Below are 25977 nucleotides of genomic sequence, written 5' to 3'. Positions count from 1 at the left end.
AAAGTAACCTGGCGGATGGTGAACGTCGATTTTTGAGGACAGGGCAAGGTCATGGTGATGTCTCACTATGCCGCTTCGATGGAGCCGCCCCGACGAGCGGCGCGCTCCAGATTGCGGCTGTTGCGCGCAATGCGGCGTTGTCGGAGGGGAGATGCCATCGTCCCCCAGGCGGTCCCGGCGAAGGCACCAACCCCCGCAGCGGCGCCGCCCGCAATGCCGGTGGCAATGGCCGGAGCCTGGAAAAAGAAAATGGTCCCGAGGAAGAGATAAACGGCGAAAAGAACCGCACCGATTGTCACATCAGCTTTTGATTCTGCAGCCGCGATTGCGATGCTGCCCAAATCAGAAATGAGCGTCGTGATCGCGATGATCACTCCCATGAGGACTATGTAGTTGAAGACCTGCCCGAGCCATCCATGAAAGAAGCGGCGCGTAGGTTCGAACAATGCAAGTGCAATGAAAATTGGCCCGAGAGCTATAATAATGGCCAGCGCTATTTTGGCAAAAATAGTAATTGAAAAACCGATCGCGGCAGACAATCCTGCCAGCGCGTAGAGGCAAACGGCTAGAGCGATCAGCACCAAACGCATCGGATTAATTTCAATATACGTCGCAGCTTTGGCGCGAATTATGAGAACTATGCTGTCGACTTGATTGAAGTAGTCATCAAATGCAGCGCCCACGCTGGTGATGGTCCGCCCGGAGAGTGCCTGCGAGAGTGCGTCCGGCATCCCATGAAAAAGAGGCGTGGTGATCCACTCGGAATAGGCGACCGTCGTTGCGGCAATATACAGCAGGCAGAGCTTGACCATTCGGTAGAATAGTTCGCCCCAGGGTTCGCTAATAATGCCGCGCATCACCATGTAGCCGAACAAAGCGATATAAATAACAAGCCCAACGGCGAGCGGCCCGCGAACAACCTCAACGACGTTTTGAAGACGCTCGTTGAGGAACAGGTCTAACTGATTGTCGACCTGCATATAGAAATCGTTGAACAGTGTAGAGGCCATTGCGGGTCAGCTCGCCGTCAAAGTGACCGCTTCAGGTCATCGAGATCTTTAACGTCCTGAGCATTGACGCACTCGCGGGAACTTGGATGGGTTCCGTTCGCGCAATCCCTGAGCGTTTGATTCCGCAGATCGGAGTTACTGCGATACTCATCTTTTCCGGTCGGCGGTTTGCACCCGAGCAAGCCAACCAAAGTAACGCTTACGACAATGGCCCGGAGCATTACGAGCCTCCCAAACTTGCCGATAGGTCGGCTAAATCCTGCTCATCGTCGCGCTGCATCTGAAGACGACGTCCTGACTCCTGCCGCATCCGCAGCGCCTGCAACTGCAGGGCATCATTTTGGATATGGGCGTTTTCGACCCCTACCCTTGCCTGGATGTCCATGACCTGTTTGGCGTCCGAAGCCGTATCGAGCGAGGTGCGCAGTTCTTCCAAGCCTGCGGTGCGCTGGGCCGAGACGCCGTAGGCCGACTCCGCTATCGCAGCATCGCGGGCGGCCAGATCGCCGTTTCGCAACAGGTTGTCGCGCGACGCCCGTTCATAAGCGGATGCGCCAGGCCGCAGCTCCGGCAGTGCAATGCGGTTGGCATCGCGAATGCGGGTCGCGGCACTGCCAAGCGATCCCAGGCTGGCATTTTCCGACGACATCAGCCTGCCGAGGTCGCGGGCCTCAGGCGGCAGAAGATGGCGCATGGCATCGGTCGATAGCGACGGGGCAATGCCATTGACGTCGGTGACCTGATTGAAGCTACCGTAGAGCTGCTTGGCCTCGGCGATCTGCTCCTTGCCCTGGTCGATCATGGACAGGGTGTTCTTGACCGTGGCGAGCGCCTGCAAATAGCCGGAGCTGTCATAGACCGGTATGCCCTGGGCGGCGGCCGGACCCGCCGTTCCCAGGATAATCGCACCGATCGCTGCGAATCCGCCTTTACGCATAGCTCATCCTTTCCTGCTCGATGGAGATCGACGCTGCTGGTGAAAGAGGGGCAGCCAGTATTCGGGATCGTCGCCGACCTCGGCGCGGATGGCATCGAGCAGCGTCACCGTTTCCGTGGTGCCCGAGAGAACTGCCAGCTCGTCGGAGAGACCGCCAAGATCGAGCTCGACGACGATTGAGTCATGGCCTTGCTTGACCAGGAACCGGCGGGATTCCGGATTCAGATCGTGGCGGATGAGCTTGAATTCCGCCTGGGTCAGACCCAGTCCATCGACATAGTCCGTTTCGCGGCCATAGGGGTTGGGAAGCAGTATCTTGGTCGCAACCTGCTCCATGATGCTGTGCGAAATGTCCGAACGCAGCGCATCCGCAGGGCTTTGCGTGCCGAAGACAAGAAAGGCATTCTGCTTGCGGTAGGTCTTGAGGCCGTCCTGCGCGAAGGCGCGGAACGCATCGTCCCCCAAGGCTTTCCAGAATTCGTCGATATCGATCACAAGCCGCCGGCCGTCGAGGAGACCGTCGATCCGGTGGAACATGTACATCATGAGCGGCGTGCGCACTTCGGGGTTGTCGAGAAAATCGGTCATGTCGAAGCCGACGAACGGCGCCTCCAGCGACAAAGCGTCGATCTCATTGTCGAACACCCAGCCGAGCGAACCGCCCCGCGCCCATTTCTCCAGCCGGGCACCGATGCCTTCCGGGTCGCGCTGACCGAGCAGCTGGCGAAGCGCGAGAATGGAGCGGTCCTCCGGCGCAAGGCGTCCGAGCGAGGCCAGCCCCTCATCGATCATGCGCTCCTGCGTGACGCCGAGTTGGCCTCCAACCGGCGTCACCAGCTGCCGGATCAGGCGCCCCAGGAAGACAAGATTGCGCGGACCATAGTCGAGTGCCCGCAGCGGAGCGAAACCCGTAGGCTCACCATTCTTCAGCGTCAGATAGATCCCGCCCGCGGATCGGACATAGATCTCCGCGCCGCGGTCCTTGTCGATGAAGATCTGCTGCGCGCCCGTCTTCTCGAGCTGCGCCATCAGAAAATTCTGGACGACGGTCTTGCCCGCGCCGGAAGGACCGATGATCAGTGTGTGACCCAAGTCGCCAACATGGAAGTTGAAATAATAGGGCGATTGCGCGGCCGTCTTCATCATGGCGATCGCAGGCCCCCAATGGTTCCCCTTGGCCCGGCCTGCGGGATAGGTATGGAACGGCGCCAAGGCAGCAAAATTGCGCGAGGTGATCGCCGCTGGCCGCGCCCGCCATGCGAAATTTCCGGGCAGCTGCGCCCAAAACGCTGCTTCGAGCGCTGGTCCTTCGCGCGCCGCCACCAAACCAGCATCGGCCAGTGCCGCGCGCGCGGCCGAGAGATTGTCGGCAAGTCGCCTTTGGCTGTCGGCGAAGACCGCCAGCGAGAAATGATGCTCCCCGAGCACGAACCGGTTGCTTTGCAGATCGTCGGCTGCATCGGCGAGATCGAGCGCCTGGCTCGCTGCGGCATCCTCGGTCGAGGCCATCTGGTTTTGCCGGCGGCGCAGACGTTCGGCTGCCCGCGCTTTGCCCATGAAGGTGAAGGATTGCGAGACGACGAAGGCGAAATCCTGGCCGAGCAAGGCATTCATCTGTCCCGGGCGCGTCAGCGCGGGATATTCCCTGATGCCGAAGATTCCCTGCCAGCGGCTCGTGTCATGGGCACGGATCTCGACCGTCTCACGTCCGAAGATCACGCGCTCGCCGTAAAGCGCGGATCCCAGATGCCCGCGGACGAGCGGAACCCTGGATCGCGCACCCATCATCACTTGCTCGAGCACCTCAAGCGGGGCGGAGAAGATCAGGCCATTATGCTCGTAGAGAGCAAGGCGCGCCGGACTGCAGCGGCGGAGCAGCTTCTCGATGTCGCGCGCCTTCTCCTCGAAGCGCGCCAGTTCATCGGGATCGACCTCCTCCTCTGCGGCCTTGGCTTTCGCGATCCGCTTGAGCAGCAGCCCGGTCCGGTCGGCCGATCCGACTGCCGGACGCATGAGAAGCGTCAGATAATGCTCATTGACGAACATCCGCTTGGCGGTGACGCGCGCCCGATATTTAGCGTCGAGCTCGGCGGCGAACTTTGAGCGGAACTGCCCTTCGGGATAGTCCCCTACGGCTGAGCGGACGATGTGGGTCCAGATCGCAAGCCGATCGTCGGCGATGTTGCGCCAAGTGCCGTTGAGCTTCTCGTGCCAATCATTGAGGTGGATCGGATCAGCCGTCTCGAAAGCCATGCCTTCGAGGCGGAACATCATCATGAGATCGCCGCTATCAAGCGCAATCACATCGGGCGTCACATGGCGGGCATAGGGAAGATAGCGCCCGGGCTCCGCTTCTCGGGTCAGAACCCGCCAAGGCGTCTTGCGCGGCGGCAGCTGGGCGGCGGCGCTAGCCACGCGCGAAACCCTTGCGCTTCATCCCCGCGACCGGCAGCGGCGAATAGGAACTGCCGCCCCACCAGCCGCGGTTCCGGCAGCGCGCCTTGGTCAAAGTCCATAACCATAGCAGGCGAAAGGCATTGGCGTCGTGGCGCACGATGAGGCGCGCCACCGCGAGGCACGCGCCGCCGATCGCCCCCGCGTAAAGCGGATTGCCGCTGACGATCAGGGTGAGACAGGCAGCAAGCGCAATCGGCAAGGATGCTTCGAGCGGCACGCCCAGCCACATCGTCGGCCGGGTCACCGCAAGGAAAAGCGTTTCCTCGCGCAGCCGCTCGTTCGAGGGCGCGGCCTCCTTCACGCGCCACCGGTGATGGTATCGACGATCCACTGCGCGCTGAAGACGATGAAAATGCCGACGATGACCGTCACCAAAAGGCCGAGGCTCGCCCGTCCGGTGAAGAACATGAAGCCGACGATGACGACGGCGATCACCGCAATCGTCTTGGCAAAGGTTCCCGTTAGCCAGGTCTTGATGTTCTCGGCCATGGAGGTGATGCCGTCCGCACCTTGCGCATGAGCAGGATCACTCAGCAGCAACGAGAGAAGCATCGCCAGGCCGACGATGCCGGCGATGCGCAGCAGAAGACGCGCCCATTGGGGCTGGGAGCCCAGGCGGGCGGTGATCGCTGTCATGGATGCTGTCCTTTCTGAGAAGTTGTCCCGTCCCCGAAGACCATGAGCGAGGCTTGCCGGGCATCTGCGGCGATGTTCCAACCAGCGGCCTGCGTCGCAGCGAGCGCAGTGGGTTGCGGTTTGGCGATCACCGCATCGGCAAGCCGGACAGGCGCGGTCATCACCGACGCTGGGTGCCTGCCGCGGATCAGGGGAATGACGGTTGACGCGCTGGCATAGACCCGGGCGACATAACCATTGCGAAAGCCGCGCCGCCGATCGCCAGTATTGTAGAGCGAGAGCGCTGTTGCGATCGCATGGTCCGAACTCTGGGCGGAGTGCGCCACCGACTGATAGTTGGTCGTCAACACCCGCGCGGCGGCGGCAAGGTTGCGGCACGGCTCGAAGGCATCCTCCACCGACAGACCCAGCCATCCGAGGTTGGCGCTGTTGATCTGCCCCAAGCCCAAATCGATGTTGTAGCCTTGGCGAATGAGGCGACGCGCGGCGGCAATCGCCTGTGCCCTCGTCGCCGGCACCGGCTTGCGCGCACCCGGACTGTTGACCCCGATCGCCAGCGTGTTGAATCGGCTTTCCGTGTGAACGATCGAGATCAGCGTCTCAGGCGCCACGCTTGGCGCGCATGAGCCTGCAAGGGCGAGAAGACTGGCGACGTCGAGGATCATCGAGCGAGATCCTGCAGCCGCTCGATATGGGCCAGCGAGTAGGTCTCGCGGCGTCCATCGCTGAAAGTCATGACAACCCGGCGCCGCGTTGCGGAATCGCGATCGTGGACCTTGGTACGAGCAACACCGCCGCCGCTACAGCCGGGAAAAGAGCCGCCGGTGGCCAAGCGCTGCCACAACTTGGTCATGGGCGCGACGCACTGGGCATATTGCGTCGCGCCACCAGGATTAGAAAGGCACAGGAGAACCTGGCAGCCCAAGTCATTCGCTCGCGCGGGAGTCGGTTGAAGGGCGGTGCCCATGGCGAGCACCGCCAGGCTGAGAGTCACGCGTTGCATCGGGTCATTCCCCCGTGAGAGACACCTCCCGCGTCGGGAATTGGCGTCAGCTATCCGTTGGATTTCACCTCTCTTTTGTTCCGCCCGGCCCCGATTTCGGCAATCCCCCCAGCCGGGGGGAGTAGGCTCGTGCGTTGCTGGTCCAGAAATTCGGCCAGCGCACTTTCCTGATCGGGTCGCAGAGCATCGGTGGCAGCCAGATATTCCGGCGGTTCGCCCCGAAGCAGGACGGACGGACACTGGCCATCATAATTGCCGAGATTGGGACGGTGCTGCTGGTAGCCGACCAGCGCGGCAAGGTCTGGATCGAACGCACGGGCCGCATTGGGCGGATAGGTCAGCCATTTATTTTCGTAGGGCTTCAGCCAGCCCAGGCAATAGCTGACGATGATGCCACGCCGGATCGCGCCGGTCATGTTGGCGCCGGCACCATGCAGCGTAGAACCGAGGAAGAGGATCGCCGAGCCCGGCTCCGCCTCAACCGCCATGGGCTGCGCGTCCTTGACCATGGAGCCGGCATTATGGCTCCCGGACCAGATCAATGTGGCGCCGTTTTCAGCCTTGAACGGAGAAATCGGCCACATCACGTTGACGAGATATTCGAGCTCGCCGGCCGGGCCGCGCCACATATCCTGGTCCCTGTGAGGAAACTGCGCCGGCGCTCCTGGATGCAGTTCGAGCGCCTGCGTGAGGTTGAGCTGGATGGTATCGCACCAGGGGTCGAGAACCGACCGCACCAGGCGCATGATCGCAGGATGGCGCACGAGTCGCTCGACAGTGGGTACGCGTTTCAAAAGGCCGCCAAAGCGCTTGGTGAGCGGACCGTAGAAGCCGCCCTGGCAAAAGGGTGTGGCGGCAAACCGCGGATCGAGGGCCTGATCGATCTCCGCGACCTCTGTCTTGGATGCGATGTCCCGCAACACGCAGAAGCCGTGCCGCTGTAAATCGTCATCGACCGCAGGTTCGGCAGCTGGGCGATAGGGGGAGAGATTTGTCATGGTGCCCTCTTCAAGCAGCCTTGGCAAGATCGGCAAGGCCGACCGAGCGCCAGATGCCGCTGGCCTGCAGCTGCTCGCGGGTGCTGCCATTGATGTCGATCTGTAAGGCGATAAGGCAGCGGCTGCTTGTTGAGGCGGGCAGGCCGAGGGGACGGCATGCCCAGCCAAAGCTCAGGATCTGTTGGAACCAGAACCACTCAGCAACGCCGGTGTAACGTAAGCGCCAAAACCTCCCCACATTTTCGTAGCTGCTGATCTGTCTATGTTTTGCCCCTCATCCGAGGGGTATCGTAGTGGCTGATGATGTAAGAACATTCGAAACAGGTTTCGAAAGGCAGGAGGGCCAGCGGCCCTCGCGTATGGATGTCATTCCAGCGGGACCTTCGCGTCGCCGCTGGTCGGCCGAGGCCAAGGCCCGGATCATAGCGTCGAGTTTTGAGCCCGGCGCCAACATCGCAGAAATCGCACGGACGCATGGGTTACTGCCGCAGCAGCTTTATGCGTGGCGGCATGACAGCATTCCAGGCAAGCGCCTGGCCAGCAAAAAGCTGGGCTTCGTCCCGGCGGTGGTAGAAGATGCGGGCGGCTCAGGCCCGGCTGATGGTGGAGGCGATGAGATCGTGATCCGCACGGCAAGGCTGGCGATCCATGTGCCGCCAGGGGCGAGCGAGGATCATATCGCCCGTGTGCTTGCCGCGGTGAGCCGGTCGGGATGATCATCCCGCCAGGGCCGCTCAAGGTGATGGTGGCGACAAAGCCGGTCGACTTCAGGAAAGGGGCCGTCAGCCTGGCGGCGCTGGTCGAGCATGAACTCGGACTCAAGCCCTTCTCGGGGGTGGTCTTCATCTTCCGCTCCAAGCGGGCGAACAGGATCAAGCTCCTGGTCTGGGATGGCAGCGGCCTGGTGCTCGTGAGCAAAGTCTTGCAGACGGGGGCCTTCCATTGGCCACGGGCGCAGGATGGCGTGATGCGGCTGTCGGCATCACAGGCGTCAGCCTTGTTCGAAGGACTGCAATGGTCGAAAATGCACACGCCGCGCGCTCAGGTTCCGGTGACGACGCGATAGGTCGCAAGCCTGATTCCCCTGATCGAAATGCCATTGCGGACTGCCCGGAAACTGCCAGAAATAGGGCATGTCCGCCACGGCAGCCGACCTTCCTGACGATGTCGCCATCCTCAAGGCGATGGTCCTGGCCGGCCTCGAGCGTGAAGCTCGGATGCAGCATATCATTGACCAGATTACCCGGACGACATTCGGAAAACGGTCGGAGAAACTGAACGAAGATCAGTTGGCGCTGGGCCTCGACGATCTCGATGTCGCCCGCGCTGAACTGGAGGCTTTGGCCGAGCAGGCAGCGGCTGCCGCAGGACAGAAGAAGGAACGGGCGCGAAGGGAGCCCGGGACAGCGCGGGCGTCGCTGCCGGCACATCTGGCCCGTGTCGAGGAAGTGATCCTCCCTGACGAGACGGAATGCCCCTGCTGCGGAGGCGTGCTGCACTGCATCGACAGCGACATATCAAGCCGGCTCGATGTCATCCCTGTCCAGTATCGCGTCATCGTGACGTCCCGTCCGAAAATGGCGTGCCGGGCATGCAGCGATGGCGTGTTCCAGGCGCCTGCGCCCAAGCATGTAGTGCCAGGCGGCCTGCCCACCGAGGCGCTGATCGCCGATGTTCTCGTCAAGAAATATGCCGATCACACTCCCTTCTACCGGCAGGCACAGGCACTGCGGCGCCAGGGTATCGAGATCGACAGGGGAACAATGTGTAACTGGGCAGGCAGAGCCGCCGCCTGGCTCGGCCGCCTGACCAGCCGGATGAGGGCCGACCTCCTGTCGGGCGCGAGGCTGTTCGTGGATGAGACCACCGCGAAGGTCCTGGCTCCCGGCACTGGCAAGGTGAAGACAGGATATCTCTGGGCGATCGCTCGTGATGATGGGGCGCATGGCGGCACCGATCCACCGGCTGTCGCCTACACCTACATGCCAGGTCGCGGGAAAGTCTGGGCGGAAAAGCTGCTCGGGGACTTCACCGGCATCGTCCAGTGCGACGGCTATGGCGCGTACAAGCATATCGAGGCGCCGGACCGAAGGGCCGGTCCCGGAACGCTCGCCTTCTGCTGGGCACATGTCAGGAGGGGCTACTTCGATGATGCCAAGGGCGGCAACGCACCGGTCGCCGATGAGGCCCTGCGGCGGATCGCCGGGCTCTACAAGATCGAGGCTCGTATCCGAGGCTCCAGCCCCGAATACAGACTGACGGTACGCCAGGCTGAATCCGCTCCGATCATCGCGGACATGCTGCCATGGCTCAAGGAAATGCTGCCCAAACTACCCCGCGGCTCCCATACAGCCGAGGCCATCGGTTACACACTCAACCACTGGAAGGGCCTCGTCCGCTTCCTTGAGGATGGACGGATCGAGCTGGATAACAATACCGTCGAGCGCTCAATCAGGCCAATTACCCTCCAGCGGAAAAATGCCCTGTTCACAGGCCATGACCTGGGGGCTGAAAACTGGGCAACCTTCGCCAGCCTCATCGAAACATGCAAACTGGGCGGTATCAACCCGCAGGCCTACCTCGCCGATGTCCTCGCACGCATCGTCCTGTGCGGCGACACAGATCCCATCGATGATCTGCTCCCCTACAACTGGGTAGATAGTCGCGCCACCGCCAGCCCCGTCATCGATCAGGCCGCCTGAGCGCTCCCCTGTGGGAGTGTTTTAGCGCTTACGGTGTAACTGTCGATATGATTGCCGAGCGCATATTCGACGAGCGCGGACACCAGCCGATTGCGCACCTCCAGGCGCTCTCGTGCGCGCAATCGTCGTGCAAGACAAAAGCGCGTGATCTCGAGGATCGCACCACCCCGGGGAGGCACTTGTTCGCACAGCTCGGGGAAAATGGTGCCGAGAATATGGTCACCGGTCGTCGGAAGCAGCCGCGCCGAGGCAAGATGCTCGCCCTCGGCGTCGGCTATCACGATGTAGACGGCACGGTCATTGTCGAACTGGTCGATTTCATAACGACCGGCAAAGACCGGCACGTCCCAGCGCAGAAGATCGACGAATACCCGTTTGCGTTCCTCGAACATCGAACAGAACAGGCGGTTTTCCATGGCGCGGGCAGCGCCGGTTGCGATATGCATGACAGCCTCCTTTGGTGAGGCGGTCAGTCGATCAGGCCCGCGTTCTTTCGGTTATCCCCTGTCCTGGGGAGATCATCGCCCGAAAACATCTGCGAAGCTGATCTGTCCATCGAACAATGCGCGGATCGCCAGCAGCGTGCGCTTCGTCACGCCGTAGCGGTCGCGTGCATCCTTGACATGCTGGATCACCGTTTCCTGCCCAATGCCGAGGATTTGGCTAATCTCCCAGTCGGTTTTCCCGCGTGCTACCAGCGCCACACATTCGGCCTGCCGCTCAGTCAGGCACGGGCCTTCGCATGGAGCTGGGGTTTGACGGGAAAGCCTGCGCGCGGCTTCGAATGCGAAGCTGCCGATCAGCTGGACGAGCGGGAGCTGTCGTTGATCGAGCACGTCGCCTGACCCCATGGCGAATGAGCAGGACCCATTCACTTCCCCCGGAATATGGGCAGGAACCGTGAAACCATCGCCCAGCCCGGCGTCGTGCGCCTCCGCCAGGATCGACCGATCAGCAGCACTAAGCGTGATAAGGGATTGCACTGCCGACCAGGCAAAGCCGATATTAGTGCGATGGCTGGCCCGGTGGATCGGATCACTGGCATAGAGGCGACGCGCCTGGAAACGCTCCACCCATTCTGGTGGATAATCGACGATATGGACAGAGCTCACCGCTGGCTTGAGGTCGATATGGTGGACCAGAGAAACGTACCGAAAGCCCATCGCACGCGTAATTTCGGCCATCAGGCCGGCCAGTGCTTGGCTGTCCTTGATTATCGCGGCGACCGCGCAGAAGTCCTGAACTTGCCCAAGCCCGATCATCACGGCCCGAGCGAGATCACAGGAGCGCGTCCATATTGAGATGACCGTCGCGAACCGCGCGCAGCACCAGCTGCGTTCGGCGCCGCACACCGTAGCGCCGACGCGCGGATTCAACATATTCATGCACGGTGTCGCGGCTAAGCCCGAGAATCTGGGCAATCTCCCAATCGCTCTTACCCTGGGCCACGAACGCGATGCACTCGACCTGGCGCGGACTGAGGGAAACGAACGCCAAGGTCCTTATCTCTTCGCCGAGCAGTTCGCGCGCCCGGTCATAAGCGACCGATCCCAGCAACCGGGCGGTGAGAATTTCCGCCGCATCCAGCGGTTCATCACGCGGTCGGGCGACGGTGAAAATCGCCTCAGGCTCACCCGGCGTCCTGATCGGCAAGCTATAGCCCGCTGCAAGGTCATGATCCCTGGCGCGTTTCAGGATGCTTCGCTGGCGCGACGAAAGCTCAAGCACGTCGCCCACCCGATCCCAGGCGAGCCCCGATGGCGTGCGGGCGCAGGCCGCGTGGATGGGGTCCTCGATATAGTGGCGCTCCTCGAGCACCTCTTCGAGCCAGGCCGGCGGATAGGTGGTGAGGAACAGGCGCTGCCCGCCTCCGTGCCGAAGATCGACATTGTGGAGCAGCGTGAACCAGCGGAAGCCGAGTTCGCGCACGGCCGCATCGATCGTGCCTTGCAAATCGCCGAGGTTTCCAGCACGCGCACATTCCTGTGCGAAACGCGTGAGGTCGTCCAGGCGGCCGCAGTCTCTTATCCTGTTCGCCATAGACGGTCGAAGCTCGTCGCCAAAAGAACTTCTCGTCCAGCGTTAAGCGGCCAGCTCCGCGATTATCACGGTGAGTTGAGAACGATTCGCAACAAACCTGCTTGGATGAATCGCCTATGACACTTTGCCTGCTGGTAAAGTGTCATAGGCGACAAAGGACGCTCCACGGTGCGAATTTCGGATTCACATTGATCCTCGTCTGTGCTTGATTCAGTCGCGTTATGTTTCATCCCGGCGCTCCTCTCCAATCTTCCAGCAGCTGCGATATCGCAGCCGTGCTCGAGAGATTGGCGCAGGTCTCAAGCCGTCCCCGCTATGCCTTCATGCTGCTCAACTTGATTGCGCAGGTCGCCGGCCCCGACGGGAGCGCCGGTCCCTGGATCAAGCGGGACAACGAGCTTGTTTCGCTGCGCGACTGGCTCTGCGACGCGCTCACACCGATGTCTCATCGAGTATCCCGCAGCGCAGCGTTGGCAGATCGCGTTCGTAGGGATCTGGACAGAAGTGGAATGCTCACCGGCGATGCACAGGAAACGCAACGAACGATCGCAGAGGAAATGCGCGCACGCATGCGAACCACCGGGAAGAGTAACCTCAGCCGCGCCGTCTCCGAATTGGTGAACGCCGATCTCATGCGCCGTCATTATCAGGGCTATCACGTCGACCATCGAAACCGCGGCGGGCAGCGCCACGCCGTCTATACCTTGATCGGCGACGCCCGGGGCCTCGTGTCTGCGACCAGTCTCACGAAACATGCCGCACAGGGCGAACTCGCTCTTATGAGGTGAGGATACGCCAGTCCGCCCTGCACCACCGGCAGAGATCCTGCCGATGGCTTGGAGTTTTCAGAGCTAACTGTCGTCGTGCTGTTACAACGGCAATCCGCGAAGCAAAGCGCGCCCGCTTCATTAGAAAAGCCAAGATTGCTTTGCTCATGCCGAGTTGGCTTGCCTGAAAACAAGCGGACGGTTAGTGACTCAATGTGCAAACCAGCGAAACCTCCATCGTAAAGCGGTTGACCGCGATGCTCTGCATCGCGCTCGTCTTCGTGTTTGCGGGGATGTCGCTGTCTAACTCCATGGACCGAATCCAGCATGCGCCGGGCGCGCCGATCGCCCATGAGCACATGCTCCTGGGCGATCTTTCGCTCGAGCTGGATCATGCCGACGATCATCACAGCCCGCAGCCGGACGACAGCGACGACGATCCTGTCGGGCATCTTGCCGGCGGTCATCACCACCATGCCGATGGCGGCTCCGGCCTGATCGTCCCCGATCAGGCGCCGGCGGCGATACTCGCGCTGGCCGCCAGCGCGGGCACTTTCGAGCCGCAGCGACGGCCGCTCGGCGTGAAGGCGCGCGGCCCCGAACGACCTCCCAAGGATCTCGGCCCAAACGCCTGAGCCCCGCGTCGCAGGTTCGGCGCGGATGTGTCGTGCCGTCTTGCGAGGCCTTTCATGTTTTCATTCGATCGCGCGCGTGCCCACGCGCGCCTTGCCAAGATGCCGGTGCTCTGCGCCGTGCTTCCACTTTTCCTCTACGCGCAGGCGGCTTCGGCCCAAAACCTGACGCTTTCCGATGCGCTGGCCCGGGTGGCGAGCGGCGATCCCGTCGTCGCGGCCACTGCGGCCCAACTCCAGGCGGCGAACGCCGCTATTGCCCAGGCCGATGTCCGTCCCCGCGACGTGATCGGCGTCGACGTCGAGGATTTCGCCGGCACAGGCCCCTATTCGCCGATCGACCGTTCGCAGACCACGGCCTGGTACGAGCGCACCTGGGAACGCGGCGGCAAGCGCGAAGCCCGCATCGGCGCCGCCCGCTCGTCGGTAGGCGTGACGTCGGCGCGTACGCGGCTACGGATGCTCGACCTTCTCGCCCAGGTGCAGGCGGCATGGGTCGAGGCGCTTTCCGCCGAGGCGGCGGTGGCGGTCGCCGGACAGCGGCTCGCCGAGGCCGAGCGGGTTGAAACCGAAGTCCGTCGCCGGGTCGCCGCTGCGCTCGATCCGCTGTTCGCGGCCGAGCGCGCGAAAACGTCGGTGGCGCAGGCGCGGATCGCGCTCGACCAGGCCCAGGCGGCCGCCCGCATCGCCCGCGCCTATCTCGCCGCCTGGTGGGGCGGCACGGCGGACTATCGGCTCGACACCGCGCCGTTCACCAATCTCGCCGCCGCTCCCGCCGCCGAGGGCGATCTTCCCGATCTCGCCTTGCTCGACGCCGAGCGCGCCGCAGCTGATGCGCGCGTTCGCCTTGCCGAGACCGGCAATGCGGGGGATCCGACCGCGCGGGTCGGCGTGCGGCATTTCGGCCAGGGCAACGACGTCGCGCTGGTGGTCGGCGGCTCTATCCCGCTCGGCAACCGTTCCGCCAATCGCGGCAATGTCGAGCGCGCACGTGCCGATGCCCAAGCGGCCGAAGCCGAGATCGCGGTGGCACGGGTCGAACGGCGACGCGAGATCGACCGGCTCACGGCCGAACGCGCCGCGCTCGCGACCGAAATCGTTCGGCTCGACCGCGAAGTGCTGCCGGGCGCCGAACGTGCGGTGGTCATGGTGCGCGACGGCTTCCGGCGCGGCGGCACCGCCTTCACCTTTCTCGAGGTGAGCCAGGCGAGCCAGGCGGTGATCGAGCTGCGCTCGCGCCGCATCGACCTGCTGCGCCGCTTCCATCTCATCGGCGCCCGGCTCGACCGGCTAACCGGCCGCCATCTTCCCCTCATCGCCAGCGCGGAGAACCGCTGATGAAGACCTCCTTCCTTGTACGCGGCGGCATCCTCGCCGCTTGCGCCTTGCTGGCCGCCTGCAGCGGCAGCCCCGCCGCCAACGAAACCGGGGAAGAACCCGCCGCCAAGGCCGCCGACTATGAGCGCGGCCCGCATCGCGGACGAATGCTGCGCGATGGCGATTTCGCGGTCGAGATGACCATCTTCGAGGATGGCGTCGAACCCGAGTTCCACGTCTACGCCTATCGCGGCGGCAAGCCCGTGACGCCGGGCGAAGTGCAACTCGGCGTCGAACTCACGCGGCTCGGCGGCCGGATCGACCGCTTCGCCTTCACGCCGCGCGAGGACTATCTGCTGGGAGGCGGCGTCGTGCATGAGCCGCATTCGTTCGACGTCAAGGTGCGCGCGGTCGAGGGCGGGCGCACACATAGCTGGTCCTATGCCTCCTACGAGGGCCGCACGACGATTTCCGCCGAGGCGGCGCGCGCCGGCGGTGTGAAGTCCGAACGGGCAGGACCCGTCGCCATCGCCGAGCTCATCGACATGGCCGGACGGATCGAGATCACGCCCGAAGGCAAGGCCGATGTCCGGGCGCGGCTGCCGGGGCAGATCGTCTGGATGAGCGGGCAGCTCGGCCAGCAGGTCCGCAAGGGTCAGGCCCTGCTCCGCGTCGAATCCAGCCACTCGCTCCAGACCTACGCGGTGCCGGCGCCGATCAGCGGCACGATCATCGAAAAGAACGCCAATGTCGGCGACGTAACCGGCGATCGCGCGCTGTTCGTGATCGCCGACCCGGCGAAGCTCCACGCCGAGTTCTTCGTGTATCCGCGCGATGCCGAGCGCGTCCGTGTCGGGCAGACGGTGCGCGTGCGCAGTCTTTCCGGAGAGGCGCGGATCGAGGCCGCGGTCGAGGCGGTCCTGCCGACCGCCGATCTCGCCAGCCAGACGCTGATGGCCCATGTCCACCTACCGGAATCGGCGGCGCGCATGTTCCGTCCCGGCATGGGCGTCGAGGGACAGTTCGCAGTCGCGTCGGCGAATGTCCCGCTCGCGGTCAGGACCAAGGCGATCCAGCGCTTCCGCGACTTCGAGGTGGTCTATGCCAAAGTCGGCAACACCTATGAGGTGCGGATGCTCGAGATCGGGCGGCGCACGCCCGAGTGGACCGAGATCCTCGGCGGGCTCGAACCCGGCACCGAATATGTGACCGACGGCGCCTTCCTGATCCGCGCGGATGTCGAGAAGTCGGGGGCGAGCCATGACCATTGAGGCTCCCGCCCGTCCGCCGCTGTTCGAACGCCCACCGATTCTGGAAAGGCTCGTCGCCGGCGCGATCCGGTTCCGCTGGGCGGTACTGGCCGCCGTCGCGCTGCTCTGCGCCATCGGCATCTGGGCGTTCCAGCGCCTGCCCATCGACGCGACTCCGGACATCACCAACGTCCAGGTCCAGATCAACAGCGAAGCGGCGGGCTTCTCGCCGCTCGAGGCCGAGCAGCGCGTGACCTTCCCGGTCGAGACCGCAATTGCGGGTCTGCCGGGGCTGCAATATACCCGCTCGGTCTCGCGTTACGGGCTCTCCCAGGTGACTGCGGTCTTCGCCGATGGCACCGACATCTATTTCGCGCGGCAACTCGTCAACGAACGGCTGCAGAACGCGCGCGACCAGTTGCCCGAAGGGGTGGTGCCCGAGATGGGGCCGATCGCGACGGGCCTGGGCGAGATTTTCATGTACACGCTGGAGGCGCAGCCGGGTGCGCGCAAACCCGACGGCAGCGCCTACAGTCCCGAGGATCTACGCACGCTCCAGGACTGGGTGATCCGCCCGCAGCTCAGGAACACGCCCGGCGTCACCGAGGTCAACAGCATTGGAGGCTACGAGCGGCAATATCATGTGACGCCGCTGCCCGAGCGGCTCTCCGCCTACGGCCTCACCCTGAACGATGTCGTGCAGGCGCTTGGACGCAACAACGCCAATGTCGGTGCTGGTTATGTCGAGCGCTATGGCGAGCAGTATCTCATCCGCGTGCCCGGCCAGGCGTCGGGTATCGACGATTTGAAGTCGATCATCGTCACCAATCGCGGCGGCGTGCCGATCCGCATCGCCGATGTCGCCGACGTGGGCCTGGGAGAGGAGCTGCGCACGGGCGCCGCCACCGAGAACGGCCGCGAGGTTGTGCTCGGCACCGTGTTCATGCTCGCGGGCGAGAACAGCCGGATCGTTGCCCGCGCAGCAGCCGAACGGCTTGCCGAGGCGGCCAAAGCGCTGCCGGCCGGCGTCAAAGCCGAGGCGATCTACGACCGCACCGAGCTCGTCGAGCGCGCGATCGGCACGGTCGAGAAGAACCTCGCCGAGGGCGCGCTGCTCGTCATCGTCGTACTGTTCCTGCTGCTCGGCAATATCCGCGCGGCGCTGATCACCGCCGCGGTCATCCCGATCACGATGCTGATGACGATCACCGGGATGCTCCAGGCGGGCGTGTCGGGGAACCTGATGAGCCTCGGTGCGCTGGACTTCGGCCTGATCGTCGATGGCGCGGTCATCATCGTCGAGAATTGCCTGCGCCGATTCGGCGAGGCGCAGCATGGGCATGGCCGGCTGCTGACGCGCACGGAGCGGTTCGATCTCGCGGCATCCGCCACATCCGAGGTGATCCGCCCGTCTTTGTTCGGCGTGCTGATCATCGCGCTCGTCTATGTGCCGATCTTCGCGCTGACCGGCGTCGAGGGAAAGATGTTCCATCCCATGGCAATCACCGTGGTCATGGCGCTCAGCGCCGCCTTGATCCTGTCGCTGTCCTTCGTGCCGGCGGCGGTCGCGCTGTTCGTCACGGGCAGGGTCGAGGAGAAGGAAAGCCGGCTCATGGTTCTCGCGCGCAAGGCCTATGCCCCCGCGCTCGACATGGCGCTCCGGCTGCGCGTCGCGGTCGTGGTCGGCGCGGTGGCGCTGGTCGCGCTCGCCGGCCTCGCCGCCAGCCGCATGGGATCGGAGTTCGTGCCCAATCTCGATGAAGGCGACATCGCGCTCCATGCGCTGCGTATTCCCGGCACCAGCCTCAGCCAGGCAATCGAGATGCAGAGAGCGCTGGAGGCGCGGCTCAAGCGCTTCCCCGAGGTCGAGCGGATCGTCGCCAAGATCGGCACCGCCGAGGTCGCGACCGACCCGATGCCGCCTTCGGTCGCCGATACCTTCGTGATGCTAAAGCCTCGCGACGAATGGCCCGACCCGCGCAAGCCCCGGACCCAGCTCGTCACCGAGATGCACGCGGCGGCCCGGACCATCCCCGGCAACAACTACGAGTTCACCCAGCCCATCCAGATGCGGTTCAACGAGCTCCTGTCGGGGGTGCGCGCCGATGTCGCGGTCAAGGTGTTCGGCGACGATCTCGACCGGCTGCACGAAATCGGCCAGGCGATCGAGAAGGTCGTGGCGGGCATCGATGGCGCGCAGGACGTGAGCGTCGAGCAGGTCACAGGCCTTCCAGTGCTGCAGATCACGCCCGACCGAGCCGCGCTCGCCCGGCTCGGTCTCAATGTCGGCGACGTGCAGGACGTGGTCGCGGTGTCGATCGGCGGCGCGCCCGCCGGACAGATTTTCGAGGGCGACCGCCGCTTCGCGATTATCGTTCGCCTGCCCGAAGATCTTCGCACGCGGGTCGACGAGATCGGCCGGCTGCGCATCCCGCTGGGAGCCGGCGGCGGCGAACCACGCGGCTTCGTGCCGCTCGAGGACGTCGCCAAGGTCGAGGTGGTCATCGGCCCCAACCAGGTCAGCCGCGAAGACGGCAAGCGCCGCGTCGTCGTCACCGCCAATGTCCGCGGCCGCGACCTCGGTTCGTTCGTCGAGGAGCTCCGCAGCAAGGTCGGGGCGCAGGTCGAGATGCCCGCCGGCTACTGGGTGAGCTACGGCGGCACCTTCGAACAGCTGATCTCCGCTGCCAAGCGGCTGCAGCTGGTGGTGCCGGCGGCGATGCTGTTGATCTTCGGCCTGCTCTATGCGCTGTTCCGCTCGGGTCGGGACGCCGCGATCGTCTTCTCCGGGGTGCCGCTGGCACTCACCGGCGGCGTTGCGGCGCTGTTGATCCGGGGGCTGCCGCTCTCCATCTCGGCAGGCATCGGGTTCATCGCGCTCTCGGGCGTGGCGGTGCTGAACGGAGTGGTGATGCTGAGCTTCATCCGGTCGCTGCTGGCCGAAGGCCGCAGCCTTGAGGACGCGATCCGCGAGGGCGCGCTGACGCGCCTGCGGCCGGTGCTGATGACCGCGCTGGTTGCGAGCCTCGGCTTCGTGCCGATGGCGTTCAACGTCGGCGCGGGGGCCGAGGTGCAACGGCCGCTGGCGACGGTGGTCATCGGCGGTGTCATCTCGTCGACGCTGCTCACCCTGTTGGTGCTGCCCACGCTCTATCGGCTCGTCCGCCGCAAGGAAGGCGAAGCGGATCGGCCTTTGGTGACGGAGGCGACAGCATGAGCCTCAGATCCTGGGTCGCCTGGCCGGGCGCGCCGTTCGGCATTGCCTCGGCGGCATTGTTCGGGGCGAGCACGCCGCTCGCCAAGGCGCTCCTGGGCGAAGGCGTGAACCCCTGGCTGCTGGCGAGCCTGCTCTATCTGGGATCGGGGTTAGGGCTGGCGTTCGTCTGGGTGCTGCGAAGACGGGTGAGCAACGAAGCGCCGCTCGTTCGTGGCGACTGGGGCTGGATGGCACTCGTGGTGCTTGCCGGGGGCGTTGCCGGCCCGCTGCTGCTGATGCTTGGCCTGACGACCACGCCAGCCTCCTCGGCCGCACTACTTCTCAACCTCGAGGGCCTCGCGACGATGGGCATTGCCTGGGCGGTGTTCCGCGAGAATGTTGATCGCCGACTGCTGCTCGGGGCGTTAGCGATCCTGGCGGGCGCGGCGCTGCTGGCCTGGCAGGGCACCGGCAGCGGATTCGGACTGGGCGCGGTCGCCATCGCCGGCGCCTGCCTCGCCTGGGGGATCGACAACAACCTCACACGCGGCAAGGGTACGAAACTCACGCTCACCGCTGGGCGCATGACGCTCAACCTGGGATCGCGCCGGCTGGTCGCGGCTGACGACTATCGCAACACGACCAATGGCTACACCGGCCTGCGCGCCGACATCGCCGCGCCGCAGGGCTGGAAGACGACGCTGATCTACACTCTGCCGCAAGTCCGTCTGCCCGACGACACCCAAGGCATTCGCGATGCCAAAGTGCGACTCGACAGGGAAAGCTTCGATCTCGTGCTGTGGGGCGGGCAGGTCAGCAAGGCCAAGGCGATCGGGGCAGCAATGGCGGAGCTAAGCTATTTCCATCTCGGCGAGCGCGATGCACCCGGGCGGCCCACACGGGACCGCTCGCTCGACACGTTCGGTGGGCGGATCATTGCCGAGCCGCGGGCCAGCAAGTTCGACTACGAGATCGAGGCCTTCTACCAGACCGGCCATGTCAGCGCGTCACCGGCGCCCACTGCGGCGCGGCAAAGCGTCGGCGCGAGCTTCATCCATGCCGACGTCGGCTACAGCTTCGCCGGCCCTTGGAAGCCGCGCCTATCGGTCGAGTTCGACCGGGCCAGCGGCGACAAACCCGGCGGCAGGTTCGGCCGCTTCGACACACTGTTCGGCATGCGCCGCGCCGATCTCGCGCCGGCCGGGCTCTACAATGCCATCGCCCGGACCAATATCATGACGCCCGGCATTCGCATCGAAGCGACACCGAGCAAGCGGCTCGACTGGTTCGCCTCTTATCGGCCGATGTGGCTGGCAGCGGATCAGGACAGCTTCTCCTCCACCAGCGTGCGCGACGCCTCGGGGCGCTCCGGTGATTTTGCCGGTCACCAGATCGAGGCACGCATTCGCTACTGGCTCGTGCCCACGCGGCTGCGCTTCGAACTCGACGGCCTGCTGCTCGCCAAGGGGCGCTTCCTCCGCGACGCACCCAATGCGCCGCCGGGAGAATGGACGCGCTATGGTTCGTTCAACTTGACGGCGAGCTTCTGACGGGCGGTCGGCTTGCGATCGCGTGTATTGGACGCCCACCCAACCTGACGAAGGTCATTTTGAGAGCAGGCAAATAGGGTTCTGTCAGCTCATCTTGGAAACGGACTTCCTGGAAAGTTCGCGCAGCGATGCTCACGGTAGCCGACGGCGGTCCCGCAACCTGTAGTAACGATGTACTGCCCAAAAGACTAAGCCGCGAGTGCGTCATCCGCCAAAGAGAAGTCCTCAGGACTTAATTTTCGGCCCACTTCATCAAAGGCGTAGACGGCCGAAATACGCGATCCGTCCCATGCAAAACGATAGTGAACCGTCTGGATGGTTCGCCCCAGCCTGTCGCCTCGCAAAACCGCGTAGCAGCGGTGCGACGGTCGCTCAGGGGGGCAGTAGATGATGCCATCCGCCGCTTCTGGCAAATCTCTTGCTATCTCCCAGCGTTTTTCCCGCTCCAGGTTGGGCGAAACTTCCGAGAGGTCCGCAAACTTTCCCGCCACCGGGGTCTTGAGCATCCGCATGTCCAAGCCAAGGGCGGCCTCACTCGTTCGCCGCAGGAATCCTTCGCGCCGAGCGACCGCTACAGCAAGCGCCGTCTGTTGATCGTCGGAAAGTTCCAACGCTGGCCAGGTAGACGGGAAGAAGCGGCTCCCCTCAGGGTTGAGGTATTTGAACGGAGCGAGATTCCAGTTTTGAAGCTGCGGCGACCCGCTATCACCATATAAGGCTCGTAGCCGCTCATCTGACTGTAAACGCGGATTGGTGCGCGCCTCGATCTCCGCGAGTTGATCGAGCCTGTCGTTTGCCACGAGGCCGTCGAAAACTGAAACGGGCGGGAAACGCGAGGGAATAAGCCTGTAAAGCTCACATTCGATGTCGACCAACTCCATTGCGATCAACCCCCGCGCTGAGCATCCAAATATTGCCGAACTCGATATATGTCTGCGACTCCCCCTCGCAACATGATAGCCAGGGCAGACTGACCATCAAAAAATTCGTTGGGCTTTTGCATCCACGCGTCGCCGCGTTCGTCGACCGTGAACAGGATACGCAGGGCCTTCCAGATGGCCAAGATGTGAGAGAGGCGTTCTGTCGTATCATTCGGAAGCGTTCCGCCCTCTTTCTTCCATTTGAAGAATGTCGACCTGCCCGGTGAGCCCAAGAGCCTGATCTGATCGTCAGTGGTCAACTCCCAGCGTTCCGCGATCTGGAAAAAGGCCTCTAGCTCCACCGGAATCCGGGTCGTTCCCATGCCCGCGCGAGCATCGGCTTGCGAATTGCCCATAAAAAGCTCCCCGGTCCATTTCTGGACTTGATTTGCAAATCAGTCCTAATACATACAGTTCAAATCAGGACTCGAACGCGATTCTAGTCCATGATGACACGGCGTCAAGAGTCCTCTCAGGAGATCATGATGAACAGCAACAATGGAAATCCGCCGGGCCACCCGGATCATCCGCAGCACCCCGATGTGCCCAAAGGCCCGCCGAGCCATACACCCGGCCGTCCGGATGGTCCGCCGGTGCCGTCCAACCCGCCACCCCACCGCCCGGTTGGTTGAACAGATGACCGCAACCGAGGGCTGGTGGGACTCGTGGGACGGCCTGTACCGGGCCGAATTGGCCGCGTTTGAACGCCACGGCGCTGCGGTTTTGGTTAAGCACAAGTCAGATGGCTTCCTCCTGTTGGAAGCTATCTGGCCGGCCAAGGAGCGAGGAGATATTCGGCTACTTGTCGGGTTCTCCTCGTTACACCCCTATTGCCGCCCCGAAGTGACGGCACCCGATCTTGAACTCGATCGCCATCAAAATCCGCACAGCAAGGCCCTTTGCCTTTTGATCCAAGGCAATGACCAGTGGGACCCGAACGAACTTGTGGCTGACATGATCGACCGCCAGTTGCAGCAGCTGTTCGATGCCATCGGCCACCGCAATGCTGGTTCTTGGGAAGAAGCGGCCAAGGCGGAGGAGCCTTATCCAGATCCGCTCTCGACCTATTTTAACGGCCAGGGTGAAACCAACTCTGCCGTGTACTTTGGACAGGGGCGCACCGCTCCAACCGGCAAATTCGGCCCAGCGACCGCCGTCAGCCAGGAACGCCCGATAGCCGGCCCTAAGAAGGACGGCGCAGCTTTCGAAGCGATCATGACGCAGACGAGACCTGCTAAAGGGGTTTGGCTCGCAGAGCCATTTGAACTGCCGCAGCGAACAGGAAAGTGGTCGCCACTGCCAGCCCGATGGGTGCGCATGAAACCGACCCTTGGACGGGACGCGGCAGCCCTCCTAGCCGAAGCGGAAGCACTGGTCGCAGCTGAGGCGAACCTGTTCCAAGGGGAAGCAAGCGGCTGGACGAAGATCGGGAAAGCCCCCTTGAGCATCACGGCGATTCTCATCGAGGAGGAGGTCGCTTATGGGCCGAATGGTCTTGGTGACGGATGGATTTTCCTGGCTAATCGTTGGGTCGGCAAGCGTCGCCATGTCAGCTTCATCCGGGGCTACGGCATTTCCGACGACATGTTCAGTCGATTGCCGGTCGCCAGCGCACTGCGCGGTAAGAAGGCCCTGCTCATAGGATGTGGTGCGATCGGAAGCTTCGCCGCTATTGAGCTGGCGCGAGCCGGTTTCAAGGAAATCAGCCTGTTCGATCCCGACCTGGTCGAGCCCGGCAATTATGTTCGCTGGCCGCTCGGTCGCGCGGTATGGGGTGTTTCCAAGTCCGAAGTGCTCGCAGCGTTCATCCAGCAAAACTACCCGTGGACGCAGGCGTCCAGCGGCCAAACCAAAGTCGGCGCGGCGCTTTCTGACTCGCAAGACCTTGGACAACTCAAAGGGAACCCGTTGCAGCAATTGCGATCGCTGATCGGCTCAGTTGACGTCGTGATCGACACGTCGGCGTCAACCGAATGCCAGCAGGCGCTGGCGTTTCATTGCAAAGATATCGGAACCCCTCTTGTGATCGGCTATGCAACCCTGGGCGCCGCAGGCGGCGTGGTCGCGAAGTTCGCGACCGATCATCCAGCATGCTTCCTATGCGTCCAATCTCAATGGCTTGACGGCACGTTACCGCAGCCCGCGGAAGACACCGGCGGCACCGTACTTCCTGTCGGATGCAATGCGCCGACATTCACGGGGGGCTCGTTCGATCTGCAGGAAGTGTCGCTACAAGTTGTTCGCGGTGTGCTTGCCGTCACCATTCCGGATGTTTTCGACGCGGGGGATTGGGACGTTGCCGTCCTCTCGCACTTCAAGGACGGGAGGCGGATCCTACCGACCTGGGAGGTCGGGCATGCCCGCGCGCACCCCGTCTGCTGTGGCCGGGAGGTTGCGTGACTCTCTGGCTCAGCGCCGCCGCAAATCGTCGAATTCTTCAACTGGGCACCGCATTCCATCCGCTGGAAACAGGCGGCGTGATGCTCGGTTGGCACGATGGCGACGATCGGATCGTGGCCCGGGTCATCGGTCCCGGACCACGCGCAATGCACGGGCGGCACGCCTTCATACCGGATCATGTTTGGCAACTGGAGCAAATAGGTCAGGCATTTTCGGCCAGCGCTGGCGATTTGGATTATCTTGGAGACTGGCACACGCATCCGGATACCCCGGCAGTGATGAGCAATGAGGACCATATGACCCTGCGCCGCATCGGCAAGCGGGTCCCCAGGGCCGCGATGCTCATCGCCTCGCTGAGTGAGAAACGCTACGAGAGCCGGGCCTGGACCTATAACAAGCCGGGCCTGCTGGCACGGGCGCGGTCCGTCGAGACTGACGTCCGGATCTTTGAACCGCCTGAAGAGTGGGGTTTGGAGAAGATCGGCGGAACTTCTGCAATTCAGGGGGCTCAGCCTGATTTCTAATGTGATTGTATCATGCCGTTTCGCCGCGACAGACCTAGCCCCGTCACCCAATCTTCGCCATTAGTCGGCCAGCCGCGCCCTGCTCGGCCGCGAGATTCCGGTTGTAAGCGAGAGGCATGCGCGGGCTCTTCCAGCGCAGGGCGTCCATGATCCCGGCGAGATCCTCCCCGACGACGAACAAGTCCTGATTGAGGCCCACTCGAGTCGAATGCGCGCTGATCCCCTTGAGCAGCCGTTCCAGATCGTCCTTGGTCAAATCCGGTAGTGCGCCGCGCTCGAAAGCTTGATTGATGATGGCGCGCCAGATCGGCCCGATCGAGCCGGGATGCAGCGCCGCCGTGCCGATATCATATTCCACACGCGCCGCCACAGCTGGCTTCGGTAGCGTCTTGCGCAAGTCCCAGGTCTCGCGACTCGAGATGCTATCGATGCGCCGCCCCGGGACCGCCTTGCGGGCCTTGTAGCGCCGTACCTGCACCCGGCGGAACAAGGGGCCGGCCTCAATGCCCGAGGCAGCACGCCAGGCCGCAATGGCGCGCACGGATCGCCGCGACAGATAAGCGGTCGCCCCCTCTCCTTCCGGATCTCCCTTGCTGCGCGCAATAGTCAGTAGCCGCGCCTCCGGGTCAAGCGCCTCCGTGATGTCCGTGACGTCGATCACCACCAGCTCGGAGGCGCGAACGCGCCGCTCGCGAACCACAAAAGAAGCTGCGCGCCGACAATGATCGCGAGCCACTTGTGAGTGCGGCTCGCGAGAAGGTGCAGCCGAAGTTTGGTGCTTCTCAGGGTCGAATCTCCATCCTTGCGTGTCTCATTTCGTGCCTGCCAGATTCTTCATCATCCCGCGTGGCCGACAGGTGCGCCCGCGACCAGCGCTTGTACGGCTCAGCCGTCATCCCCGAGAGTTAGCGCACGAACGCCACCGTGTCCCAGACAGGGGATCCGGTGCGTCTTGCCCCCCGCCGGCTCGGCCGTCAGCTTACACCATGCTTGATAATCCAGGGCTGCTGAGCGGGCGTGAGGCGTTGCGCCACCCCTCGCCAGTTCGGGGCTTGCCGTTAAGGGCCTTGGCTCACCTCCGATTCCTCCGCGCCGGGGCGATAGATGACAGCCGCTGCACATCTCTCCGTAGAGGCCGACACCGACTGACACCCGTTGCGCCGACGCAAAATCCGGCCGCGCCCTTGGCAATCAGCCCGCTGGCACGGCGGTCGAACAGGTCAGTTGCTTGTCCGGCTTACAGATAGCGCCCGATCGCACTGCCCGGGCTCGGTCACGTCCTGAACTTCGGTGACGTTCAGGACGTGGCTGCGATCTCGATCGGTGGGCGGCCCAGCTTTTCGAGGGCGATCGCGTGACGGGCTAACCAACGACGGGATCTTTGACCCACCCCAAGGCATCGTGCAGCTCTGATATGTCGGCGTCGATGATCGCGTACAGGTCTTTATCTTCCTCGCGAAAGAACATGCGCGCCTTCGCTTCGTCTTCGGCAGGGGGAAGCATCGCTCCCAGGCGCTCCGGCCATTTCGCGTCTATGAATCTCATGAGCCGCTTCCAGGCCGCGGATCGGGTCTGATGGAGGCTCAGGACGGGAACGCCGTTTACTACAATCGCAAGGATCGTCACCTGCATGGTCAC

The 25977-nt window shown here is 63.5% G+C and carries 27 protein-coding genes and 1 pseudogene; 11 read left to right on the top strand and 17 right to left on the bottom strand.

Going from position 1 to position 25977, the window contains the following annotated elements; all coding sequences use genetic code 11:
* Positions 1–65 precede the first annotated feature (65 nt).
* From A0J57_RS06400 to A0J57_RS25905, 10 genes are read right to left on the bottom strand one after another with little or no spacing between them, the layout of a single operon-like run.
* The gene (locus A0J57_RS06400) at positions 66–1010 is read right to left on the bottom strand and encodes a type IV secretion system protein (protein WP_021245263.1); all 945 of its coding nucleotides are present in this window, start codon (positions 1008–1010) and stop codon (positions 66–68) included.
* 17 nt (positions 1011–1027) lie between these two features.
* Positions 1028–1231: an EexN family lipoprotein gene (locus A0J57_RS25910; protein WP_076605730.1), complete on the bottom strand. Its 204-nt coding sequence runs from the start codon at positions 1229–1231 to the stop codon at positions 1028–1030.
* The gene (locus A0J57_RS06395) at positions 1231–1947 is read right to left on the bottom strand and encodes a type IV secretion system protein (RefSeq protein WP_025546718.1); all 717 of its coding nucleotides are present in this window, start codon (positions 1945–1947) and stop codon (positions 1231–1233) included. The genes A0J57_RS25910 and A0J57_RS06395 overlap by 1 nt, the downstream gene beginning before the upstream one ends.
* Positions 1948–1950: 3 nt before the next feature.
* Positions 1951–4362, bottom strand: a complete 2412-nt coding sequence (locus A0J57_RS06390; protein ID WP_021245261.1) for a VirB4 family type IV secretion/conjugal transfer ATPase — start codon at positions 4360–4362, stop codon at positions 1951–1953.
* Positions 4355–4705, bottom strand: a complete 351-nt coding sequence (locus A0J57_RS06385) for a type IV secretion system protein VirB3 (protein ID WP_021245260.1) — start codon at positions 4703–4705, stop codon at positions 4355–4357. The genes A0J57_RS06390 and A0J57_RS06385 overlap by 8 nt, the downstream gene beginning before the upstream one ends.
* On the bottom strand, positions 4702–5040 hold the full coding sequence (locus A0J57_RS06380) for a TrbC/VirB2 family protein (protein ID WP_021245259.1): 339 nt from the start codon (positions 5038–5040) through the stop codon (positions 4702–4704). The genes A0J57_RS06385 and A0J57_RS06380 overlap by 4 nt, the downstream gene beginning before the upstream one ends.
* Positions 5037–5705 (bottom strand): lytic transglycosylase domain-containing protein, encoded by a 669-nt coding sequence (locus tag A0J57_RS06375; protein WP_021245258.1) that lies wholly within the window; start codon positions 5703–5705, stop codon positions 5037–5039. The genes A0J57_RS06380 and A0J57_RS06375 overlap by 4 nt, the downstream gene beginning before the upstream one ends.
* Positions 5702–6043, bottom strand: coding sequence for a hypothetical protein (locus A0J57_RS06370; protein WP_021245257.1), 342 nt, complete (start codon positions 6041–6043; stop codon positions 5702–5704). The genes A0J57_RS06375 and A0J57_RS06370 overlap by 4 nt, the downstream gene beginning before the upstream one ends.
* A gap of 50 nt (positions 6044–6093) precedes the next feature.
* Entirely contained in the window at positions 6094–7041 is a 948-nt protein-coding gene (locus A0J57_RS06365) for a phytanoyl-CoA dioxygenase family protein (RefSeq protein ID WP_099186291.1), read from the bottom strand.
* A gap of 10 nt (positions 7042–7051) precedes the next feature.
* Positions 7052–7279, bottom strand: a complete 228-nt coding sequence (locus A0J57_RS25905) for a hypothetical protein (protein ID WP_235600803.1) — start codon at positions 7277–7279, stop codon at positions 7052–7054.
* Between the two features lie 55 nt (positions 7280–7334).
* Here A0J57_RS25905 and A0J57_RS06360 point away from each other — a divergent pair, with 55 nt between their 5' ends.
* From A0J57_RS06360 to A0J57_RS06350, 3 genes are all read left to right on the top strand, one after another.
* Positions 7335–7757 carry a transposase gene (locus A0J57_RS06360; protein ID WP_125990383.1) on the top strand — a complete coding sequence of 141 codons (423 nt, stop codon included), beginning with the start codon at positions 7335–7337 and terminating at the stop codon, positions 7755–7757.
* Entirely contained in the window at positions 7754–8107 is a 354-nt protein-coding gene (tnpB, locus tag A0J57_RS06355) for an IS66 family insertion sequence element accessory protein TnpB (RefSeq protein ID WP_017503620.1), read from the top strand. The genes A0J57_RS06360 and tnpB overlap by 4 nt, the downstream gene beginning before the upstream one ends.
* A 67-nt stretch (positions 8108–8174) precedes the next feature.
* Positions 8175–9743 carry an IS66 family transposase gene (locus A0J57_RS06350; protein WP_061934286.1) on the top strand — a complete coding sequence of 523 codons (1569 nt, stop codon included), beginning with the start codon at positions 8175–8177 and terminating at the stop codon, positions 9741–9743.
* On the opposite strand, the gene A0J57_RS06345 is transcribed toward A0J57_RS06350, so the two are convergent.
* From A0J57_RS06345 to A0J57_RS06335, 3 genes are all read right to left on the bottom strand, one after another.
* The gene (locus A0J57_RS06345; protein WP_235600802.1) at positions 9731–10189 is read right to left on the bottom strand and encodes an acyl-homoserine-lactone synthase; all 459 of its coding nucleotides are present in this window, start codon (positions 10187–10189) and stop codon (positions 9731–9733) included. The genes A0J57_RS06350 and A0J57_RS06345 overlap by 13 nt on opposite strands.
* Positions 10190–10261: 72 nt before the next feature.
* On the bottom strand, positions 10262–11005 hold the full coding sequence (locus A0J57_RS06340; protein ID WP_021245254.1) for an autoinducer binding domain-containing protein: 744 nt from the start codon (positions 11003–11005) through the stop codon (positions 10262–10264).
* A gap of 16 nt (positions 11006–11021) precedes the next feature.
* Entirely contained in the window at positions 11022–11783 is a 762-nt protein-coding gene (locus A0J57_RS06335; RefSeq protein ID WP_022684250.1) for a LuxR family transcriptional regulator, read from the bottom strand.
* A 221-nt stretch (positions 11784–12004) separates the two neighbouring features.
* Between A0J57_RS06335 and A0J57_RS06330 the strand changes: the two genes are divergently transcribed.
* From A0J57_RS06330 to A0J57_RS06305, 6 genes are all read left to right on the top strand, one after another.
* On the top strand, positions 12005–12571 hold the full coding sequence (locus tag A0J57_RS06330; protein ID WP_021245252.1) for a hypothetical protein: 567 nt from the start codon (positions 12005–12007) through the stop codon (positions 12569–12571).
* A 227-nt stretch (positions 12572–12798) separates the two neighbouring features.
* On the top strand, positions 12799–13185 hold the full coding sequence (locus A0J57_RS06325) for a hypothetical protein (RefSeq protein WP_146001642.1): 387 nt from the start codon (positions 12799–12801) through the stop codon (positions 13183–13185).
* A gap of 117 nt (positions 13186–13302) precedes the next feature.
* The gene (locus tag A0J57_RS06320; protein ID WP_235600801.1) at positions 13303–14520 is read left to right on the top strand and encodes a TolC family protein; all 1218 of its coding nucleotides are present in this window, start codon (positions 13303–13305) and stop codon (positions 14518–14520) included.
* Entirely contained in the window at positions 14520–15770 is a 1251-nt protein-coding gene (locus A0J57_RS06315) for an efflux RND transporter periplasmic adaptor subunit (RefSeq protein WP_021245249.1), read from the top strand. The genes A0J57_RS06320 and A0J57_RS06315 overlap by 1 nt, the downstream gene beginning before the upstream one ends.
* A complete protein-coding gene (locus A0J57_RS06310) occupies positions 15760–18966 on the top strand; it encodes an efflux RND transporter permease subunit (RefSeq protein ID WP_025546723.1) in 3207 nt (1068 codons plus the stop codon). The genes A0J57_RS06315 and A0J57_RS06310 overlap by 11 nt, the downstream gene beginning before the upstream one ends.
* On the top strand, positions 18963–20495 hold the full coding sequence (locus tag A0J57_RS06305) for an alginate export family protein (protein ID WP_021245247.1): 1533 nt from the start codon (positions 18963–18965) through the stop codon (positions 20493–20495). The genes A0J57_RS06310 and A0J57_RS06305 overlap by 4 nt, the downstream gene beginning before the upstream one ends.
* A 188-nt stretch (positions 20496–20683) precedes the next feature.
* On the opposite strand, the gene A0J57_RS06300 is transcribed toward A0J57_RS06305, so the two are convergent.
* Positions 20684–21376, bottom strand: coding sequence for an RES family NAD+ phosphorylase (locus A0J57_RS06300; protein ID WP_021245246.1), 693 nt, complete (start codon positions 21374–21376; stop codon positions 20684–20686).
* Positions 21377–21381: 5 nt separating this feature from the next.
* Positions 21382–21771: an antitoxin Xre/MbcA/ParS toxin-binding domain-containing protein gene (locus tag A0J57_RS06295; RefSeq protein ID WP_020818070.1), complete on the bottom strand. Its 390-nt coding sequence runs from the start codon at positions 21769–21771 to the stop codon at positions 21382–21384.
* Positions 21772–21913: 142 nt separating this feature from the next.
* On the opposite strand from A0J57_RS06295, the gene A0J57_RS06290 reads away from it, so the two are divergent.
* Positions 21914–23815 (top strand): ThiF family adenylyltransferase, encoded by a 1902-nt coding sequence (locus A0J57_RS06290; protein WP_052757561.1) that lies wholly within the window; start codon positions 21914–21916, stop codon positions 23813–23815.
* Positions 23812–24339 carry a Mov34/MPN/PAD-1 family protein gene (locus A0J57_RS25225; protein ID WP_076605729.1) on the top strand — a complete coding sequence of 176 codons (528 nt, stop codon included), beginning with the start codon at positions 23812–23814 and terminating at the stop codon, positions 24337–24339. Before A0J57_RS06290 ends, A0J57_RS25225 begins: the two co-directional genes overlap by 4 nt.
* A gap of 43 nt (positions 24340–24382) precedes the next feature.
* Here A0J57_RS25225 and A0J57_RS06280 read toward each other — a convergent pair.
* A pseudogene (locus A0J57_RS06280) lies at positions 24383–25021 on the bottom strand (integrase); the annotation flags it as partial.
* A 680-nt stretch (positions 25022–25701) separates the two neighbouring features.
* Positions 25702–25977, bottom strand: a complete 276-nt coding sequence (locus tag A0J57_RS06275) for a hypothetical protein (protein WP_030541607.1) — start codon at positions 25975–25977, stop codon at positions 25702–25704.

This window comes from Sphingobium sp. 22B (genome assembly GCF_001580035.1).
Classification (GTDB): domain Bacteria; phylum Pseudomonadota; class Alphaproteobacteria; order Sphingomonadales; family Sphingomonadaceae; genus Sphingobium; species Sphingobium fuliginis.
The sequence above is the reverse complement of the archived record's forward strand: the minus strand, read 5'-3'. Positions and strand labels throughout refer to the sequence as shown.

Coding starts and splice junctions, on each gene's coding strand:
- A0J57_RS06400 (WP_021245263.1), bottom strand. CDS start 1,010: ATGGCCTCTACACTGTTCAACGATTTCTATATGCAGGTCGACAATCAG.
- A0J57_RS25910 (WP_076605730.1), bottom strand. CDS start 1,231: ATGCTCCGGGCCATTGTCGTAAGCGTTACTTTGGTTGGCTTGCTCGGG.
- A0J57_RS06395 (WP_025546718.1), bottom strand. CDS start 1,947: ATGCGTAAAGGCGGATTCGCAGCGATCGGTGCGATTATCCTGGGAACG.
- A0J57_RS06380 (WP_021245259.1), bottom strand. CDS start 5,040: ATGACAGCGATCACCGCCCGCCTGGGCTCCCAGCCCCAATGGGCGCGT.
- A0J57_RS06375 (WP_021245258.1), bottom strand. CDS start 5,705: ATGATCCTCGACGTCGCCAGTCTTCTCGCCCTTGCAGGCTCATGCGCG.
- A0J57_RS06370 (WP_021245257.1), bottom strand. CDS start 6,043: ATGCAACGCGTGACTCTCAGCCTGGCGGTGCTCGCCATGGGCACCGCC.
- A0J57_RS06365 (WP_099186291.1), bottom strand. CDS start 7,041: ATGACAAATCTCTCCCCCTATCGCCCAGCTGCCGAACCTGCGGTCGAT.
- tnpB (WP_017503620.1), top strand. CDS start 7,754: ATGATCATCCCGCCAGGGCCGCTCAAGGTGATGGTGGCGACAAAGCCG.
- A0J57_RS06350 (WP_061934286.1), top strand. CDS start 8,175: ATGTCCGCCACGGCAGCCGACCTTCCTGACGATGTCGCCATCCTCAAG.
- A0J57_RS06345 (WP_235600802.1), bottom strand. CDS start 10,189: ATGCATATCGCAACCGGCGCTGCCCGCGCCATGGAAAACCGCCTGTTC.
- A0J57_RS06340 (WP_021245254.1), bottom strand. CDS start 11,005: ATGATCGGGCTTGGGCAAGTTCAGGACTTCTGCGCGGTCGCCGCGATA.
- A0J57_RS06335 (WP_022684250.1), bottom strand. CDS start 11,783: ATGGCGAACAGGATAAGAGACTGCGGCCGCCTGGACGACCTCACGCGT.
- A0J57_RS06330 (WP_021245252.1), top strand. CDS start 12,005: ATGTTTCATCCCGGCGCTCCTCTCCAATCTTCCAGCAGCTGCGATATC.
- A0J57_RS06315 (WP_021245249.1), top strand. CDS start 14,520: ATGAAGACCTCCTTCCTTGTACGCGGCGGCATCCTCGCCGCTTGCGCC.
- A0J57_RS06310 (WP_025546723.1), top strand. CDS start 15,760: ATGACCATTGAGGCTCCCGCCCGTCCGCCGCTGTTCGAACGCCCACCG.
- A0J57_RS06305 (WP_021245247.1), top strand. CDS start 18,963: ATGAGCCTCAGATCCTGGGTCGCCTGGCCGGGCGCGCCGTTCGGCATT.
- A0J57_RS06300 (WP_021245246.1), bottom strand. CDS start 21,376: ATGGAGTTGGTCGACATCGAATGTGAGCTTTACAGGCTTATTCCCTCG.
- A0J57_RS06295 (WP_020818070.1), bottom strand. CDS start 21,771: ATGGGCAATTCGCAAGCCGATGCTCGCGCGGGCATGGGAACGACCCGG.
- A0J57_RS06290 (WP_052757561.1), top strand. CDS start 21,914: ATGGAAATCCGCCGGGCCACCCGGATCATCCGCAGCACCCCGATGTGC.